17 protein-coding genes and 1 tRNA gene are annotated in these 17,417 nt (G+C 26.3%); 5 read left to right on the forward strand and 13 right to left on the reverse strand.

The genetic code is table 4. The features are described 5' to 3' along the window. Positions 1-127 precede the first annotated feature (127 nt). From tsf to EXC60_RS06160, 5 genes are all read right to left on the reverse strand, one after another. The gene (gene tsf / locus EXC60_RS01110; RefSeq protein WP_024544160.1) at positions 128-1,000 is read right to left on the reverse strand and encodes a translation elongation factor Ts; all 873 of its coding nucleotides are present in this window, start codon (positions 998-1,000) and stop codon (positions 128-130) included. Positions 1,001-1,019: 19 nt separating this feature from the next. Continuing rightward, positions 1,020-1,997, reverse strand: coding sequence for a 30S ribosomal protein S2 (gene rpsB / locus EXC60_RS01115; RefSeq protein ID WP_024544159.1), 978 nt, complete (start codon positions 1,995-1,997; stop codon positions 1,020-1,022). A 493-nt stretch (positions 1,998-2,490) separates the two neighbouring features. Next, the gene (gene tuf / locus EXC60_RS01120) at positions 2,491-3,684 is read right to left on the reverse strand and encodes an elongation factor Tu (RefSeq protein ID WP_024544157.1); all 1,194 of its coding nucleotides are present in this window, start codon (positions 3,682-3,684) and stop codon (positions 2,491-2,493) included. 183 nt (positions 3,685-3,867) lie between these two features. Continuing rightward, positions 3,868-4,458 (reverse strand): diadenylate cyclase, encoded by a 591-nt coding sequence (locus tag EXC60_RS01125; protein WP_024544156.1) that lies wholly within the window; start codon positions 4,456-4,458, stop codon positions 3,868-3,870. A gap of 2 nt (positions 4,459-4,460) precedes the next feature. Beyond that, positions 4,461-4,856, reverse strand: coding sequence for a hypothetical protein (locus tag EXC60_RS06160; RefSeq protein WP_024544155.1), 396 nt, complete (start codon positions 4,854-4,856; stop codon positions 4,461-4,463). 95 nt (positions 4,857-4,951) lie between these two features. On the opposite strand from EXC60_RS06160, the gene EXC60_RS01135 reads away from it, so the two are divergent. Both EXC60_RS01135 and EXC60_RS06165 read left to right on the forward strand, forming a co-directional pair. Continuing rightward, on the forward strand, positions 4,952-6,151 hold the full coding sequence (locus EXC60_RS01135) for a phosphoglycerate kinase (RefSeq protein ID WP_024544154.1): 1,200 nt from the start codon (positions 4,952-4,954) through the stop codon (positions 6,149-6,151). Positions 6,152-6,267: 116 nt separating this feature from the next. Next, positions 6,268-7,608 (forward strand): DUF2130 domain-containing protein, encoded by a 1,341-nt coding sequence (locus EXC60_RS06165; protein WP_024544153.1) that lies wholly within the window; start codon positions 6,268-6,270, stop codon positions 7,606-7,608. Positions 7,609-7,705: 97 nt separating this feature from the next. Here EXC60_RS06165 and EXC60_RS06170 read toward each other — a convergent pair whose 3' ends face one another. Then, entirely contained in the window at positions 7,706-9,877 is a 2,172-nt protein-coding gene (locus EXC60_RS06170) for a lipoprotein 17-related variable surface protein (RefSeq protein WP_024544152.1), read from the reverse strand. Positions 9,878-9,948: 71 nt separating this feature from the next. Here EXC60_RS06170 and EXC60_RS06175 point away from each other — a divergent pair, with 71 nt between their 5' ends. Beyond that, positions 9,949-11,133 carry an endonuclease gene (locus EXC60_RS06175; RefSeq protein ID WP_051327689.1) on the forward strand — a complete coding sequence of 395 codons (1,185 nt, stop codon included), beginning with the start codon at positions 9,949-9,951 and terminating at the stop codon, positions 11,131-11,133. Positions 11,134-11,169: 36 nt separating this feature from the next. Here EXC60_RS06175 and EXC60_RS06180 read toward each other — a convergent pair whose 3' ends face one another. Together EXC60_RS06180 and EXC60_RS06185 are read right to left on the reverse strand one after the other, a co-directional pair. Next, positions 11,170-11,811 (reverse strand): hypothetical protein, encoded by a 642-nt coding sequence (locus EXC60_RS06180; RefSeq protein ID WP_024544150.1) that lies wholly within the window; start codon positions 11,809-11,811, stop codon positions 11,170-11,172. A gap of 29 nt (positions 11,812-11,840) precedes the next feature. Continuing rightward, complete coding sequence (locus EXC60_RS06185) at positions 11,841-12,590, reverse strand: YgjP-like metallopeptidase domain-containing protein (protein ID WP_129619864.1); 750 nt, start codon at positions 12,588-12,590, stop codon at positions 11,841-11,843. Between the two features lie 143 nt (positions 12,591-12,733). On the opposite strand from EXC60_RS06185, the gene rpsT reads away from it, so the two are divergent. Then, a complete protein-coding gene (gene rpsT / locus EXC60_RS01165; protein ID WP_024544147.1) occupies positions 12,734-12,994 on the forward strand; it encodes a 30S ribosomal protein S20 in 261 nt (86 codons plus the stop codon). 80 nt (positions 12,995-13,074) lie between these two features. Here rpsT and EXC60_RS01170 read toward each other — a convergent pair whose 3' ends face one another. Beyond that, positions 13,075-14,328, reverse strand: a complete 1,254-nt coding sequence (locus EXC60_RS01170; RefSeq protein ID WP_024544146.1) for a YitT family protein — start codon at positions 14,326-14,328, stop codon at positions 13,075-13,077. Positions 14,329-14,466: 138 nt separating this feature from the next. On the opposite strand from EXC60_RS01170, the gene EXC60_RS01175 reads away from it, so the two are divergent. Then, the gene (locus EXC60_RS01175; RefSeq protein ID WP_024544145.1) at positions 14,467-15,048 is read left to right on the forward strand and encodes a thymidine kinase; all 582 of its coding nucleotides are present in this window, start codon (positions 14,467-14,469) and stop codon (positions 15,046-15,048) included. Positions 15,049-15,052: 4 nt separating this feature from the next. Here EXC60_RS01175 and EXC60_RS01180 read toward each other — a convergent pair. The 4 genes from EXC60_RS01180 to tmk all read right to left on the reverse strand — a co-directional run bounded on the left by EXC60_RS01180 (position 15,053) and on the right by tmk (position 17,411). Beyond that, a tRNA-His gene (locus tag EXC60_RS01180) sits at positions 15,053-15,128 on the reverse strand. Positions 15,129-15,164: 36 nt separating this feature from the next. Continuing rightward, positions 15,165-15,884: a 16S rRNA (cytidine(1402)-2'-O)-methyltransferase gene (gene rsmI, locus EXC60_RS01185; RefSeq protein WP_024544144.1), complete on the reverse strand. Its 720-nt coding sequence runs from the start codon at positions 15,882-15,884 to the stop codon at positions 15,165-15,167. Beyond that, positions 15,877-16,767 carry a hypothetical protein gene (locus EXC60_RS01190; protein WP_024544143.1) on the reverse strand — a complete coding sequence of 297 codons (891 nt, stop codon included), beginning with the start codon at positions 16,765-16,767 and terminating at the stop codon, positions 15,877-15,879. Before EXC60_RS01190 ends, rsmI begins: the two co-directional genes overlap by 8 nt. Then, positions 16,767-17,411 (reverse strand): dTMP kinase, encoded by a 645-nt coding sequence (gene tmk, locus EXC60_RS01195; protein ID WP_024544142.1) that lies wholly within the window; start codon positions 17,409-17,411, stop codon positions 16,767-16,769. Before tmk ends, EXC60_RS01190 begins: the two co-directional genes overlap by 1 nt. Positions 17,412-17,417: the final 6 nt, after the last annotated feature.

Here is a 17,417-nt window from a genome sequence, read left to right on the forward strand (position 1 = left end):
TCCTTTTTTTAAGACATATATTTTAATAATTATATTACAAATCATACTAAACACTAGGGCGAATTAAAATTAGATAATAAAAAAGATGTTTTCATCAAACATCCTATTTATTTTTGATTTAGCTTTCTTATTGCTTCATTTGCTCTGCTACTTCAGAAGCAAAGTCAACAGTCTTTTTTTCAATGCCTTCTCCAACTTCAAAACGAGTAGCTTCTAATAATTCTAATTTAGCATTTTCTAAGAATTTATTAACGGTAATTGCATCATCTTTAACATAAGGTTGATAACCTAAAACGCCAATTTCGTTATATTCTTTTCTCAATAAACCTGCTTTAATTTGTTCTTGAATTTTTTCAGGTTTATTTTTAATGGCTGGTGATGCAGAAACTTTTGCATCAATTTCTTTTTTGATTTCAGGTTCAATTTCACATTCACATAAATATTTTGGATTTAATGCAGTAATGTGCATTGCTAAATTTCTAAGTTCTTCTGAATTTGATCCTTTTGCTAAAGCGATTGTAGCAATTTTCATGTTTGCATGAGTATATGCAGCAACGCATTCTCCAGCTTTAGCTTCATATTTTGCAACTCTTCTTAAACTAATTTTTTCTCCAACTTTTGCAGTTAAATTTTTGCAATGTTCTTCAATAGTTAAATTTTCTAATTTTGCTTTTAAAACATCATCAAGAGTTTTAAATTTTAAATTAACTAAAAATGATTGTAGTTTATTAGCAAATTCTGAGAATAATTTGTTGTTAGCAACAAAGTCAGTTTCTGAATTTAATTCAAATAAAATTGCAATATTTTTGTCAACATAAGCTTTTGCAATACCTTCAGCAGCAATCCTTGTTGCTTTCTTATCTGCTTTTGCAATACCTTTTTCTTGTAATCATAAAACTGCTTTTTCTAAATCATCATTTGTAGCTTCTAAAGCATGTTTACAATCTAAAAATCCAGAATTAGTTCTTTCTCTTAATTCTTTAATTTTGTTTGCATCCATAATTTGCACTCCTTTTAACTTATTTTACTTCTTTTTCTTTTTCAGAAGTTTCTTCAGTTGTTACTTTAGCTTCTTTTTTTACAAATGGACGTTGAAGTCTTGCATTTTGCATTCTATTATTTTGGTATTTTGAATGATTTTGTTTATCTTGGCCATCTCTTTTTTGTTCTTCAGGTAGAATAATTTCTTCATTTGATTTGTAAGCAAATAATTGTTTATTACCTCTTGCAGCACAAATAGCATCAGCTAAAATTGTCAAAATCAATGTTAATGATTTTGTTGAGTCATCATTTCCCGGAATAACAAATTCAGCTAAATCTGGGTTTGTATTTGTATCATTAATTGCAAAAATCTTGATACCTTTTTTCTTAGCTTCTTTAATTGCAATTTCGTCATCTAAAGGAGATGCACAAATCATAACTTGAGGAAATGCACCTTTATTTGCTAATTTACGAATACCACCTAAGTTCTTTTGCAATTTAGCAATTTTCTTGTCACATTCTAGACCTTCTTTTTTAGTACGTCCTACATATCCTGCAGCTTTCTTTTCTTCTAAGTCTTCTAAAACTCTAACTGATTTAAAAATAGTTTGTGAGTTTGTTAATGTTCCACCTAATCATCTTTCTGAAACATAAACAGAATTTGTTCTAGCAGCAGCTTCTTCAATAGCTTTTTTAGCTTGTTTTTTAGTTCCAACTCAAATAAATGAAATTGGTTTTAAAGCCATTTTATATAAAATTTTGTAGGCATATTCCAATGCTTTTTGAGTTTTAGCAATGTCAATAATATGAATACCCATTCTTTTTCCATAAATGTATTGTTTCATTTTTGGATTTCATTGACTTACTCTATGACCAAAATATGTTCCAGCTTCTAATAATTTTTCTCTTGAAACAATTTCAGGTTCATTAGTTGCATTTGCTTGTTCATTTTTAGTTTCTGATTGTTTTGTATCAGAAACATTAGCTGTTTCAACAGCTTTTTTGGTTTCTTCCATAATATATATCCTTTAATTTGTTTGTTATACTTCCTATTACTTCGAACAATCAACATCACGATTTGTGACACAAGCGATTGAATTCATAATAGTGTTTGATTAATTAATATGGTTTGTATAAATAATCAAGTACTCTTAAAAGTACTTCTTTATTGTAACATAAATGTTAGAAATTATAACCATAAATTTCAATAATGATGTCATCATTCAAAATATAAATCTCAAAATTGAAAACATTGATTGTATTAAATTTATTAAAAAGCTTAAAAAAGACAATCCATTATTTAAATTTGATGCAGTTATAACAGATCCTCCATATAATATTTCTCATAAAAATAATTTTTATCATTACATTTCACATTTTTCCATTTTACTTTGAATATTTTTTCCATTTTGATTTTCACATTTGGTGAATTTTATCTTTATTTTTAGTGCAAAAAAACAACCCTATAAAAGAGTTGCTTTTTTGATTAGGATTGGTTTGTTATAAAAACTATTTAAGAATTTTTGTAACTGAACCAGCACCAACAGTTCTTCCACCTTCACGAATTGAGAATTTAGTTCCTTCTTCAACTGCAATAGGAGCAATTAAAGTAACTGTAAATTCAACATTTTCGCCAGGCATAACCATTTCACGTCCAGGTTTGAATTTAATTCCACCAGTAACGTCGGTTGTACGAAAGTAAAATTGTGGTTTATAGTGTTCAAAGAATGGAGTGTGACGTCCACCTTCTTCAGCTTTTAGAACATACACAGCAGCTTCAAATTCTGTGTGAGGAATAATACTTTTTGGTTTGGCCAAAACTTGTCCACGTTCTACTTGATCTCTATCAATTCCACGTAGTAAAAGTCCTGCATTATCTCCAGCTTGAGCTTCTTTTAAATTTTTACGGAACATTTCAATTCCAGTAACAACAGTTTTAATTGTTGGACGTAGACCAACGATTTCAACTTCATCATTTAGATGTAATGTACCACGTTCTACTCTACCAGTAGCAACAGTTCCACGACCAGTAATTGTAAATACGTCTTCTACAGCCATTAAGAATGGTTTATCTTTATCACGAGTAGGTTCATCAATGTATGTGTCTACTGCATCCATAAGTTCTAGAATATTCTTTTCATATTCTGGATCACCTTGTAATGCTTTTAATGCTGAACCAGCAATAATAGGAGTATTGTCACCATCAAAGTCGTATTTGTTTAATAAGTCACGAATGTCCATTTCAACCATTTCAACCATTTCGGCTCTTTCTTCTGGCTTGAACATATCGATTTTGTTTAAGAAAACAACGATTTTAGGAACACCAACTTGTTTTGCAAGTAAAACGTGTTCACGAGTTTGAGGCATCGCACCATCAGTTGCAGCAACAACTAAGATTGCTCCATCCATTTGTGCGGCACCAGTAATCATGTTTTTAACATAGTCGGCGTGTCCTGGACAGTCAACGTGTGCATAGTGACGTTTTTCAGTGTTATATTCAATATGTGATGTATTAATAGTAATACCACGAGCTTTTTCTTCAGGAGCATTGTCAATTGCGTCATAAGCTTTAGCTTCTGATAGACCTTTTTTTGACAATACTGTTGCAATAGCAGCAGTTAAAGTAGTTTTACCGTGGTCAACGTGACCAATTGTACCAATATTTACGTGTGGTTTTGAACGGTCAAAATCTAATTTTGCCATCTTTTATATCCTTTCATTTTTCTATATATTTTTTTATAAATTTTATTTAGATTAAACGCGTTTAACCTACCTAAGCATAGTCTTTCATCTATGTCCTGTCCAAACGTTTATCTATATAAGCAGTATATATTCTACCAAATTTTAAGACAATGTTTAAGTTAATAAATTATTTTAAAAGTTAGATTATTCAGTTTGATCTTCTTTAAAAATATTAACCAAAACTTCTTGAACTTGACTGTTTTCAATAGTACTTAAAACGCCTTTTTTAGCAACGCTAATTCCACCAGTTTCTTCAGAAACTACTAATGTAATAGAATCAGAAATTTCAGAAATTCCTAATGCTGCTCTATGACGTGCACCATAGTGGTTATCGATTGATTTTTTAGTAATCTTATAATATGTTGCAGCATAATAAATTTTGCTACCTCTAATAATAATAGCCCCATCATGTAAAGGACAATATTTATTAAAAATAGAAATAATTAAAGAACTTGAAATATTTGCATCAATAATAACACCATCAGTTCTTAGCATATCCAAATTTTCTTTTTGCTCAATTGTAATAATTGCACCAATTTTATTTTTAGATAAATATTCTAAGGCTTCTCTAATTTGATGAATTAATCTAATTCTTGTTGATTCACCTAAATTACTTCTATTTCTTTTTGAAACATTGATTCTATTAACCAACATTACTAAATATCTAATAAATGCACCTAAAACAACTAATATTAACAAAGTTAATATGACATATAAAACAACTTCATTTCTCATTTTTATCACCATTTATTTAAACCAATTATGATTAATAACATAATCACAAATAATAAAGTAAATATCACCAAAATTACAATTCTTTTTGTTTTTGACAAAGGCTTCGTTTGCTGAGCAATTGGATCTTCTGATCAATAATCATATTCAATATAATTTTCGTATTTAGCAATAATTTTTCTTTGTCTTCTATTTGCTTCTTGAATTTGCGATTCTAATTTTTCATCAGTGGCTTGCATTCATCTAATTTCTTTAAAATAGCCAAAAATTTCAAGCTCAGAATAGTTTTTAATAAATTTTGCATTTTTAATATATGCTCTAAATTCATTTATTAATAAAGTGTTTGATTCATGCTCTGGATCATAAACTAAAACACGTTGATCTTTTTGTTTTTGTGCCATGATAAAGTCCTTAAATTGCTATAAAATTCTTTAGTTATTATATATAATAATACAAATTATTATTAAAACTACTAAAACTATATTGGAGATTTTATATGAAAAAAACTATCAAAGATTTAGAACTAAATAACAAAAAAGTCATTCTAAGGGTTGATTTTAATGTACCTATTAGTAATGGCAAAATTATGGATATGAAAAGAATCGATGCTGCTTTACCTACTATTAAATATATATTAGATAAAAATGCTTCAATTATCCTACTTTCACATTTGGGCAGAGTTAAAACTGAAGAAGATAAAAAAGATAAATCATTAAATTTGGTTGCACAAAAACTTGCAGAACTTTTACCTAATAACAAAGTTATCTTTATAAAATCAACTAAAGGCGCTGATGTTCAAAAAGCTGCTAAAAACTTAAAAAATGGTGAAATTTTAGTGTTAGAAAATACTAGATTTGAAGATTTAAATGACAAAGCAGAATCAAAAAACAGTGTTGAACTTGCAAGATTTTGAGCTTCACTTGGTGATGTATTTATCAATGATGCATTTGCAACAGCACATAGAGCACATGCGTCAACTGTTGGAATTGCACAAAATATTAAAGATAGTGCATTAGGTTTTTTAATGCAAGTCGAAGTTGAACAATTATCTAAATTATTAACCGGATTTAAACGTCCTTTTGTTGCCATTATTGGTGGTGCAAAAGTATCTGACAAATTAAAAGTTTTAGAAAAACTATTCGAAGTTGCAGATAAAGTTTTAATTGGTGGCGGAATGGCTTATACCTTTAAAAAAGCTATGGGAAAAGAAATTGGGACATCACTTTTTGAACCCGATAGAGTTAATGATGTTAAAAAGTATCTAGATAAATATAAAGATAAAATTGTATTGCCTATTGATAATGCAATTTCAAAAGAATTTGCGAATAACAAAGCAATTTTTACAACTCCTGAAAATGATAACATTCCAGAAGGCTATATGGGGCTTGATGTTGGACCTGAAACTGTAAAATTATTTAGTAAAGAAATTGCTAAAGCTAAAACAATTTTCTGAAATGGACCTTTAGGCGTAACTGAATTTTCCGAATATGAAAAAGGTACAAAAGCAGTTGCGATTGCAATTGCTGCTAACAAAGAAGCATTTTCAGTAGTTGGTGGTGGTGATTCAGTTACCGCAATTAACAAATTAGGATATCAAGATAAATTTAGTTTTATTTCTACTGGTGGTGGTGCTTCAATTGAATTTATTCAAAATGGAACCTTGCCTGGAATTGAAGCAATTCAAAACAAAAAATAATATTTTCAAAAAACTTCTTCATAAAATAAATTGGAGAAGTTTTTTTATGCAAAGTTTGAGAAACCTTAATTTAAAAATATTCTATAATTTTTATTAGCAATAAAAAAGGAGAAGAAATGAGCAATGAAATAAAATGCCCTAATTGTGGCAAAGTTTTTAAAGTTGATGAAACAAATTTTCAAAATATTGTAAGTCAAATAAGAGACGATATTTTTGAAAAACAAGTTAATGAAAAAGTTAATGAAAAAATGCAAAATGAAATTCTTCAAACAAAACTTAATGAACAAAAAATAGCTAATAAAAAAATTCAAGAAGTTGAAGATATCAATAAAGAACTAGATGAAAAAGTTAAAAATATGAGCATTGAAATTGAAAAATTAAATGCTAATAAAAAGAATGATATTCTAGAAAGTAAAAAGCCACTTGAAGAACAAATTATTGAATTGAAAAATCAAATAAAAAATTTTAAACTTGAAAAAAGTAGTGCAATTGAAAAAAGCACTAGGGGTTATGAAATAGAAATAAATAATTTAAAAAATGAATTGGAGACTTCAAAAGCACAAAATAAACTTGAAATTGCAAATCTTGAAAAAAGACACTCTGAATCGTTGAAATCAAAAGATGAAGAAATAAGACAGTGAAAAGATTTCAAACATAGAATGTCAACCAAACAAGTTGGTGAAGATTTGGAACAATGATGTAAAACTGAATTTGATAAAATTAGAGCCGGCGGTTTTCCAAATGCCTATTTTGAAAAAGATAATAATGTAGTAGATGGTGGAAAAGGCGATTTTATTTTCAGGGAAAATGACCAAAATAACGTTGAAATTATTTCAATTATGCTTGAGATGAAAAACGAAACCGATACAACTTCAACTAAAAAGAAAAATGAAGACTTTTTTGATAAATTAGATAAAGATAGGAATAACAAAAAATGTGAATATGCTATTTTAGTTTCACAACTTGAGCCTGATAATAATTTTTATAATCAAGGAATTGTCCAAGCACCTACTAATAAGTATTCAAAAATGTATGTTGTAAGACCAGAAAATTTCATTACATTAATTACTCTTTTAAGAAATATTGCACTTAACAACATTCAATACAAAAATCAACTTAAAATTTATGAACAACAAAATTATGATATTTCCGGATTTGAAACTAAATTAGGAAAATTTAAAGATGTTTTTGGTAAACATTGAAATGCTGCACAAAATAAATATAACGATGCTATAAAAGATATTGATGCAACTATTGCTAAATTGCAAAAAATTAGAGATGAATTAACATCATCTTCAAAACAATTAGAATATGCCAATAATGATTTACAAGATTTAACAATTAAAAAATTGACCCATAACAATCCAACAATGAAAAAGAAATTTGACGAAGCTAGAAAAAAAGATAAATTAGAAAACAATAATTTTGATAATTCCAACTCTAATGATGAAAAATAGCTAAATTTTAATATATTATGAATGAAGACTAGTTAACACTAGTTTTTTTATTTTCAAAAAATACCCTTATTTTAAGGGTAAATTTTATGTTTTTAAATTATTCCGCAAGCACTAATTCAAAAGTATCATAATGATTAGTTTTTTTATTAAAGATATTAAATTTTACTGTTACTTTATTTCCATCAACTTTAGCGACAAGAGTTTTTTGGCCGCTGCCTTGATAATTTTCATTGAAAACAGTGTCCTTCAAAGGTGTTGTTCCATTATACTTCAATAGATTTAAAACAGTCTTTGCATTTTTTCTAGATTTGCCATAATTGAATGTATTGTTATTTCTATTAGGCACAAAAGTTACTCAACCATTTTTAATATTTGCAATTTCAGTTGCATAAGTAGCAGCACTTTTGTCAATTGTAAATAATGTACCATTTTTGGCCATTTCATATTCAGAGCTTTGGGAAATATTTGGCTCTTTGAAACCGGAAACATCAAATGATTTTGTTAATTTATTATCTTCTTTACCATTTTCACAAATTGTCACAGTCAAAACTGCTTTAGTAAAATTATCTTTATTGGCAACTAATTTAGCTTCAGATATTTTTAGATTATTATCCAATAAATATTGTTTAAATTCAGCATTTGTTTTAGCTAAAGTTGAAATATGTTCTTCTAAATTAGTATATGTTGAAAGATATTCTTCAACTGTTTTAGTTCCATCAACATTATCTAATTTTAAAGGTTCTGAAAATCCATCATAAACAACATTATCTTTAAAGTTAAATATTTCATAGATTTTTTCAAGTTCAGAAGAATCTTTTTTAAACTTAATTTTTAAAATTCCTTGATTTTTAGATACAGCTTCTAATGAAATATCTAAAATTTGTATACCTTTTGATGTTAAATAATTTGTAACATCACTTTGTGATATAGATGTAAGTTTAGCTTTTAAATCGGTATAAGCTTTATTGTAATCAAAAGTGGTCTTATCAGTTTTGTCTTTTAAATCCAAATTCCCTAAATCATTAACTAATGATCATAATGTTTCTTCTGGTTTAAACCCACTAATTTCATATGTTTTTTCAAAACTTGTATAATCTTTTGTTCAAAATGAAAATGTCAATCTTGCCTTTCCTGATGATTTTTCTTCATCGGTTGCTTCTAAATCTGCATATTGAAAATCAAGGTTGTATTTCTTAATAAAATCTTCAAGTTTTTTATTATCGTTGTAAATTATTTTCTTAAGTTTATCTTCTTCATTAGGGCCAAATTCGTTTTGATATTCACTAACTGTTTTATTGTTAATATTTTCAAGATTAATTTGTTCTAAAAGTTCGCCAAATGAATTTGCATCATACATTTTCTTAAAACCATCAATAATGAAAGTTTTTTCATATTTTTTGGTTGCATCATTTTTATCAGCTAATGTAACATATAGTTTTACTTGACCATCTTTTTGACTATACGGTAATAGTTCAAGTTTTTCAACTTTTGCATTTTGTGAATCTATATAACTAAATAAACTTGCATTGTTATATTTTTTAGTAAAAATTTTGGTTGATAAACTATTTTTATTATCTTCTATATAATCTTCAAGAATTGTTGAATCACTTTTATCTAATAAATTAAATACACCTAATTCATTAAAAATTTTTTTGAAGGGATTGATTAATAAAGTATTAATAACAAAATCTTTCGACAATTTTGAACCGTCATCTAACTCAAAAGTCAATGTTAAATAAACTACATTATCTTTTTCATATAATTTTGCTTTTGCAATTTTTGATTTAGTTTCTTGCAAATATGTTGCAAGTGGCTTGCCATTTGCATTTGCTTCAATTTGTTCAATTAAATCATGTTCATGCAAATCAGCATATTCTTCAAAATCCTTATTTTCAGAGTCTTTTAATTTCAAATCAGTAATTAAATCTAAATTTAATAGTTGTTTTTTAAAACCATCAATTTTCAATGTAAAAGTTTTAATAACTTTATTGTTTTGAATAGCTTGAACAGAAATTTCGATAATTCCTTGTTCATTACTAATTATTTTTGAACTTACAATTTCATATTTAACTTTATTTGATTTGCTTTTGAAGTTAACAAGTTTTTTAATATCTGCATCTTTTGCATAAGTTTCTGAAATCTTTGCATCTTTTTGAATTTCAATATCTTTTTCAACATCAATTTCTTTATTTCCACAACTAATTAATGGTAATGCAATTGAGATAGGCATTAAACTCGAAGCCAATCACAAAAAATTCTTTTTTGACACTAATATCTCCTTATAATATTTATTTATAACAAAGTTATTATATCAAGTAAAATATAATAAAGTGAATGTATATGAATAGAAAGAAAAAATTTATGCAAAAAAGATACACCAAAAATTTATGAAATATGTTTATATTACCAACAATTAGCATTTTGCCAACTTTTGCTTTGCAAAGTTGTGGTGATAATAATTCTAATATAGATAATGAAAAATATTACACTAGCATCAAATTAAAAAACAATGTTAATTTAGCCTCACTAACTAAAGATGATTTTATCTTTGAAAATCTTGATGCAAAATATGAAATTGTTGATTTTTCTGCAAAATATGATGATACAAATAAGAAAATCACCATTGAATTTAAAATTAGAGGTCAAATTTCACAAAAGATTTTAAAAACGGTAGTTGAAATAATTCCTTATGCTAATCCTAACAAACAAAATATTATTTATGATGCAACCAATAACTATTATGCGTCTGCGCAAGGTTTAAGAGGAATGCTATTATTTGAAGAGCTATATAAATTGCAAAAATCTAAAACGAGTGGTGTTGGTTCATATACCGATTTATATAAAACTTATGAAACTGCATTTGTCGATAAATATTTCGAAAAAAATAACACCGTTTTAGACGTTTATTCAGAAAATCCTTATGGTCAAGATCCATATGAATTTAAATTTGGTGAATATGATGGAAAGGGAGGACATGCAAGAGATAATCGTTTAAAGGGCAAAGAGGGATGAATGTACAATAGAGAACATATGATTCCTCAATCATGGTTTAATGATGATCAAAGAATAAGATGTGATGCACACTTTGTATGACCTACCGACAAAATGGTTAATCAATGAAGAAGCAATAACCCTCATTATGAAATAACTAATGGTAAAACTTCTCAAAATGGGACAAAATGAAATAGTTCATATTGTGAACCGATTGATTATTTTAAAGGCGATATTGCACGTGCTTATTTCTATTTTCAATTAACATACAATAATAAAGGTTTATCTAATAATGGTAGTTATGTTTTTAAAAATGTTTTTCCTTTTTTTCAAGAAAACTTTTTAAAAACATATCAAAAATGAGCAAATAATGATTCAGTTGATATTATTGAAATCGATCGAAATAATGCTATCGCAAAAGCGCAAGGTGGTATAAGAAACCCATTTATTGATTATCCAAATTTACCTTCTTTAATTTGGGGCAATGGTACTGAAACTTTTCAAAATCTCGGGGTTGCAAAAACAATAAAATAAAAGCTATTACTAGCTTATATGAGATAGACAATTTGTCTATTTTTTAATTAACTCATTTAGTTTTTCAATTGTTTCTTTAAGTTTTTTATCGCTGATTGAATTTTTTAATTCAGATTTTATTTGCATAAATTTTTCGTCAAGTTCATTGTTTTTTGAAAAAATAACATGACCTGGTTGATTATAAATATCGAATGAAAATTGATCATTTAACATAATATATAAAGTTAAAATGGGAACATCTTCAGGCAAAAGTGGCATAAGTTGTTTGATGATGTTGTCATCATCCATAATTGGATTTGGAAAGTAAATTTCTTTTTTAGCATCATCAAGCTTCTTATATCATTCTCTTTCTAAACAATTACCATCAACTTTGCCTTCTAAATAAAGAGGATGTATTAAAACTAATGCTTCTGTTGAAATTAAAATTGGGCCTTTTAGACTAATTATTCTATCTTTAGATAAATTGATTAGTGCTTTATTAAAGAAAATAAAGTCATATTTTTTTGCATATTCTTTTATCTTTGCATTCAAAATTTCTGAATTTTCATTATTTCTTTTTTCTTTTAGTTTCATTCTTTTCTTAATCAAAATATATAGGACTACAAAACCAATAATTAACAAAATAAATAATGTTAATCCTAATGAAATTCCTAAAACAAACTTTGCTTTTTCAGACATTTATATCTCCTTATTAATTAATATTTTATCTACATATTGGTTTCATTTTTAGTTTTATACTTAAATTTTTTGTGATTTAAATATCAATTTCTTAATTTTATATCAGGCAATATGTTTGTTAAATGATTTCAAAACTGTTTAGAATGATTTCTATAAATACAATGTGTTAATTCGTGAAAAACAACACTTTCAATTAATTTTTCATCAAACATTATTAAATCAATATTAAAATCTAGCCCATATGTTTTTGTATTAAAATCAATAGCTTTATTTCTACCTCAATATGATTTAGAATGTTTAATATTGATTTGCATATTTTTTAAGTTGTTTTCAGTTAAAAAGAATTTTAAAAAATTTGAATTGATCATTTCTGAAACAATTTTTAAAAGTTCATTTTGTAGTCAATCATGAAGTGTTTTGCCAATTTTAGTTTCATTTTTGCAAGCTAAAAAAGTTTTGCCATCATTAATTTCAAAACTAATTTCCTTATTAAAATTAGAGTATTGAAAATAAATTCTTTTACTTAAAAAGTAAAAATATCTATTTTCTAAATTTATTCCTGGAGACATTCATGAACTAGATTCTGCTTTTCCACCAATAAATTTTTGAACATAATCATTAACTTTGTCTAAATTCTGATTGAAATTTTCATAAGAAATTCTTAAAATGTAAAAACCTCTTATTTTTTGCATTTCCATCTCATTATTTTTAGCATCAAAAATGACCTGAACGGGTACTAATTTATTATTAACTTGAAAATAATGAATTTTTTCTTGCATACTTTTTCAATTTTAATTGATTTATTCCATAACATACTAAAATTTTGAATTTAAATTACATAACTAAATCTGCAATTTTTTTTATTTTTATATTACAATTAAAATGCATTTTTAATTAAATAGATAGAAAGGGAATACATAATATGGCAAACATTAAATCAAAACAAAAAGCAATTTTATACAATCAAAAAGCTAATACACGTAACAGAGCAATTGAATCTACAGTTAAAACAGCAATTAAAAAAGCTAAAAAAGCTGCTGAAACTAAAGATCAAAACACTCAAAAATATGTTGAAGCTGCACATCATGAAATTGACAAGGCTGTTTCAAAAGGTGTTTTACACCAAAATAATGGTGCAAGAAAAGCTAGTCGTCTAGATGCTTTTGTAGCAAAAAATAAATAATTCTTATCTATTTAATTACAAGAAAAACATTGTTTTTCAAATCCAAATCATAATAAAAATTCAAGTTGTCCTTGAATTTTTTATTTTTCAACATATTGAGTTGTAAATTTACCAACTACAGAACTTACAGGTTTAACTAAAATAAATGAATGTGGAGCTAATTTTTTAATATCTAAAATAATATTTTTTGATTCAAGTAGTAACATTACTGTTTCAATAATATAAATTTTATTACCTGAATATCCACTTTCAACAGTTCTAATAGTATAAGCATGTCAATAATTTATAGCTTTGAAATATTTTAAAATTAGTGAATGTTTTTGACATGAAATTTGTAAATGTACTTTTGCATATTTAGGATAAATCATTTTGACAACAATGCTTGTTGCTGCAATATAAATAAATGCTCCAAATTCTCTAAGCCCAATAATTATTCTATGTGCATCTTTGCTCAAATTGCCAGTAACAACTGGAATATGGCCTTTCATTATCGGATTACCATTAACATCTAAAACATTTTGAATATTAGTATAGGTCGCACTATGAGGTGCTGCGAAACCGAAAATTATTAAGAAAACTATAGCCGAAACAAAAGAAACTATTGTCATAATAAAAGCTAAATTCTTTTTAACTTTTGTAGCTAAATAATAAACAATAATATCAGTTCCACCAGTAGAACCCCCACATTTTCAAGTTAATGCAATTGCAATTCCTATCAAAGTAGAACCAATGGCAGCATTAACTAAAATAGGTCAAGTCACAGGATTTTCAATTTTGGTTAATGCATGTGTCATCGGATCTTGTAAATATAAATATTTATTTCAACCAGGAGCAACATTAAATGTATGATAAATTCAATTTTCAACACTTGGAATTGAAAAAATTGCATAAGTTATTGCTTGAAAAACTAAAAATAAACTAACAAAGAAAATAAATGATTTTTTAGTTTTAAATCCAAAACCTAAAAGCAAAGGAATATTGAAAGCAAAATAAATTAGTGCAAATCACACCTTCAAATCGACATTACGTTTTTCAAAAATTAAAACTATCAAACTAGGTAACCCGGTTAGTCCACTAGGAATTGTGTTAGCTCTTGATAAAAATCCAACAAAACCAAAGCTAAAAATAATTGAAGCCAAAAAAACTATAATTACTCTCTTTCAATAGCGATTAACTAAATAGTTAAATTGTTCTTTTCTAGTTTTTGGTTGTACTAAATTTTTTAAATGGTATTTACCCATCGCCAATTTTTCAAGTTCAATATCTTTACTATCATCATCAAATTCTAATTCATTTAAATTATCATTTGGTTCAACCTTATTTTTGTTGTTCATTATTAATTTTCCTTAAAACTTTTGAAATTATAATGCTAATTAAAAATTTGTTAAATTAAAAATTTAATTTATAACTTTTAGTCTTTTTAAATACCTTATTCTATAATTAAAAAAGACATGACAAAATAGGAGATAAAAATGTATAAAACTTTTAATAATGGAATGATTGAAATAATAACCGGGCCTATGTTTTCGGGTAAAAGTGAAGAACTTTTAAGGAGACTTAGAACCTTAGAATATGCTAAATTTACAAGTTTAGTGATTAAACCTGATTTTGATACAAGATTTTCAAATAAAAAAATTGTTAGCCGTGCTGGTAATGAACACATCACACACACAATCAAAGATATTGAAGAAATATATGACTTACTAAAAGAAAAAAATTACAATGCTATTTTAATTGATGAGGCACACTTTTTTTCAAATAAATTAGTAGATGTTGCAAATGAATTGGCTAATAAAGGTTATTTAGTAATTGTTGCAGGTCTTGATTTGAATTTTAAAATGCAACCTTTTGAAAATATTGCCCATTTAATGGCATTAGCTGAAAGAGTTACAAAATTACAAGCAGTTTGTATGGTTTGCCAACACGCTGCTTCTACTAGCTTTAGAAAAGTCAAAGTTGATGAAGTTAACTTTTTAGGAGATCATTCTGAATATGAAGCTAGATGTCGTAAATGTTATTTGAAAGGCGAAGCAGAAAAAGCAAAAATAAAATAAAAAATGGGGTGTGCGATGGGGATCGAACCCACGAATGCCGGAGCCACAACCCGGAGCGTTAACCACTTCGCCACGCACACCATATTTTAATAATGCATTAGCATTTTACCATAAATCTATGATATTTTTTTGTATTTGTTTACCTTAGTATGAACTAATTTAGGAATTTCAAAAACTAAAGTAAATTCTCCTTTAACATCTTGTTTTTTTAGCATATCTAAAACTTCATAAGGATTTCCTTCTCATGAAGTTTCATACAATTTTGTAAGTTCTTTAATTAAATAAAGTTTGATGTTTTTGTCAAACACAATTTTAAAATCTTCTAAAACGTTAATTAATTTATGTGGAGAAACATAGCAAACATATGTAAATGGTAATAATTGTTTTAAAAAGTTTTGTCTTTGAATTGATTTTTCAGGTAAAAAACCTAAAAAAGTGAATTTTGAAGAAAAATTAGCTTTAATAAGGGCGTGAGAAAATGCCATTGGCCCTGCAATAACATTAATAAAAATGCTATTTTCTTTTGCTTTTTTTACAAGTTCAAATCCAGGATCTGAAATTAAAGGCATTCCAGCGTCAGATACTAAAGAAACTATTTTTCCTTCCTTAATATATTCAATAGCTTTATTTGACATAGTTTTTTCATTAAAATTGTCACATCTTATTAGATTACCTTTAAATTCGATATTTAATAATTTTAATAATTTATGAGTAACTCTTGTATCTTCACAAAAAATAACATCTGATTCTGATAATGTTTTAATTGCCCTTAGTGATATGTCTTCTAAATTACCAATTGGAGTTCCAACAATATTTAAAATAAGTTCATTATTCATAATATTCCTCTAATTTAGCAATAAAAGCTGCTTTTTGAAGTTTAAAATTAAAGCTTGTATTAGCTGCATCTTTTAAAAATTGCTCTGCTACATAGATTATTTTTAGAAACGGAAATGTCACATTGTATATTTTTAGTTCTTTTGCATTTAAAAATCTTGAACTATACCCAATATTCACATTTGACAAATAAAGTTCTTTGTAAATGTGAACTAAGAATTTTATTAAAAATAAATAATTTTCATCATTTAATGATTCATATAAAAACAATGAAAGATCTGTAAAATCATCATTTGCTTTTAAAATATTTTTCTTTAAAGAATCTAATAATTTGACATTTTCATCTTGATTTATTTGTTTTAAAAATTCTTCATTATCGGAAATTTGACAAAAAAATTCTAAGTACTTGTTATCTATTTTAGTAATAGATTTGTTTGTAATTTTAATTTCAAATGCACGTGATTTAATTGTTTTTAAAACTTTATTTTTGTTATTGGTAGTCATTAAAATAATTGTATTTCTTGGAGGTTCTTCTAAAAATTTTAGCATCGCATTTAAAGAAGAAATTGAACTATTTTCAATGTTTTTTAAGATTAAAATTTTGTATTTTTTGTTCGATGTTAAACTACTTTCAATAACATCCTTACATGCCTCTGCAAGTTCATCTTTTTTAATACTATTTTTTTTATTACCTTCAACTAAAAAATATAATTCACCAAATTTAATGGATTTTAATGAATCAAAATTTTCATTATTGATCTTATTAACAAAATAAACAATATATTTATTTAAATCTAAATTTGGAGAAGATGACAAAAGATAAACTTGTGACAGTTTATTTTGGTCAATAATATTTTTTATAATGTCAAAGTAATAGTTATCCATTAAATTAATTCTCTCTCTTTTAAAATTTTAAGTAAATCTTGAAACATTTCTTCTAATGTTTTTGAAGAGTCAATAATAGCAACCTTTTGTTTATATTCTTGTAAAACATTTAAATATGCTTTTCTTAATTTAACATAATAATCTAAATCAAAATGTTCTAAGCGGTCAGTTTCATTTCTTAAATTTGCTAACCTTTTCAAAACTATTTTAGGTTCTAAATCAAAGAAAACAATAAAATCAGGAGCAGTACTATTTGTAGCAATTAAATTTATTGTTTTAACATTATCATATCCCGCATCCCCTAAAATTCCTTGATAAACGAATGAAGAAATTCAATAACGATCTGAAAAAACGATTTTGTTTTCTTTTAATGCGGGTCAAACTGCATTTTCTAAATTTAGCCTTCTACCAGCTGCAAATAATAAAGCATCAACAATTGTTGGAAAATTATTATCTTTATCTAAAATTAATGTTCTTATTTTTTCAGCTTCTCTTGAATATGTAGAACCGGGTTCTCTTGTAAAAACATAATTATTTTTTGTTGGAAGAGTTTCAATATAATCCTTTAACATCTTCATAATTGTTGTTTTCCCGGCAGTATCCATACCTTCAAAAGTAACAAATTTACCATTTAGTTTGTTCATAATCAT

Source organism: Metamycoplasma salivarium, assembly GCF_900660445.2.
Taxonomy (GTDB): domain Bacteria; phylum Bacillota_I; class Bacilli_A; order Mycoplasmatales; family Metamycoplasmataceae; genus Metamycoplasma; species Metamycoplasma salivarium.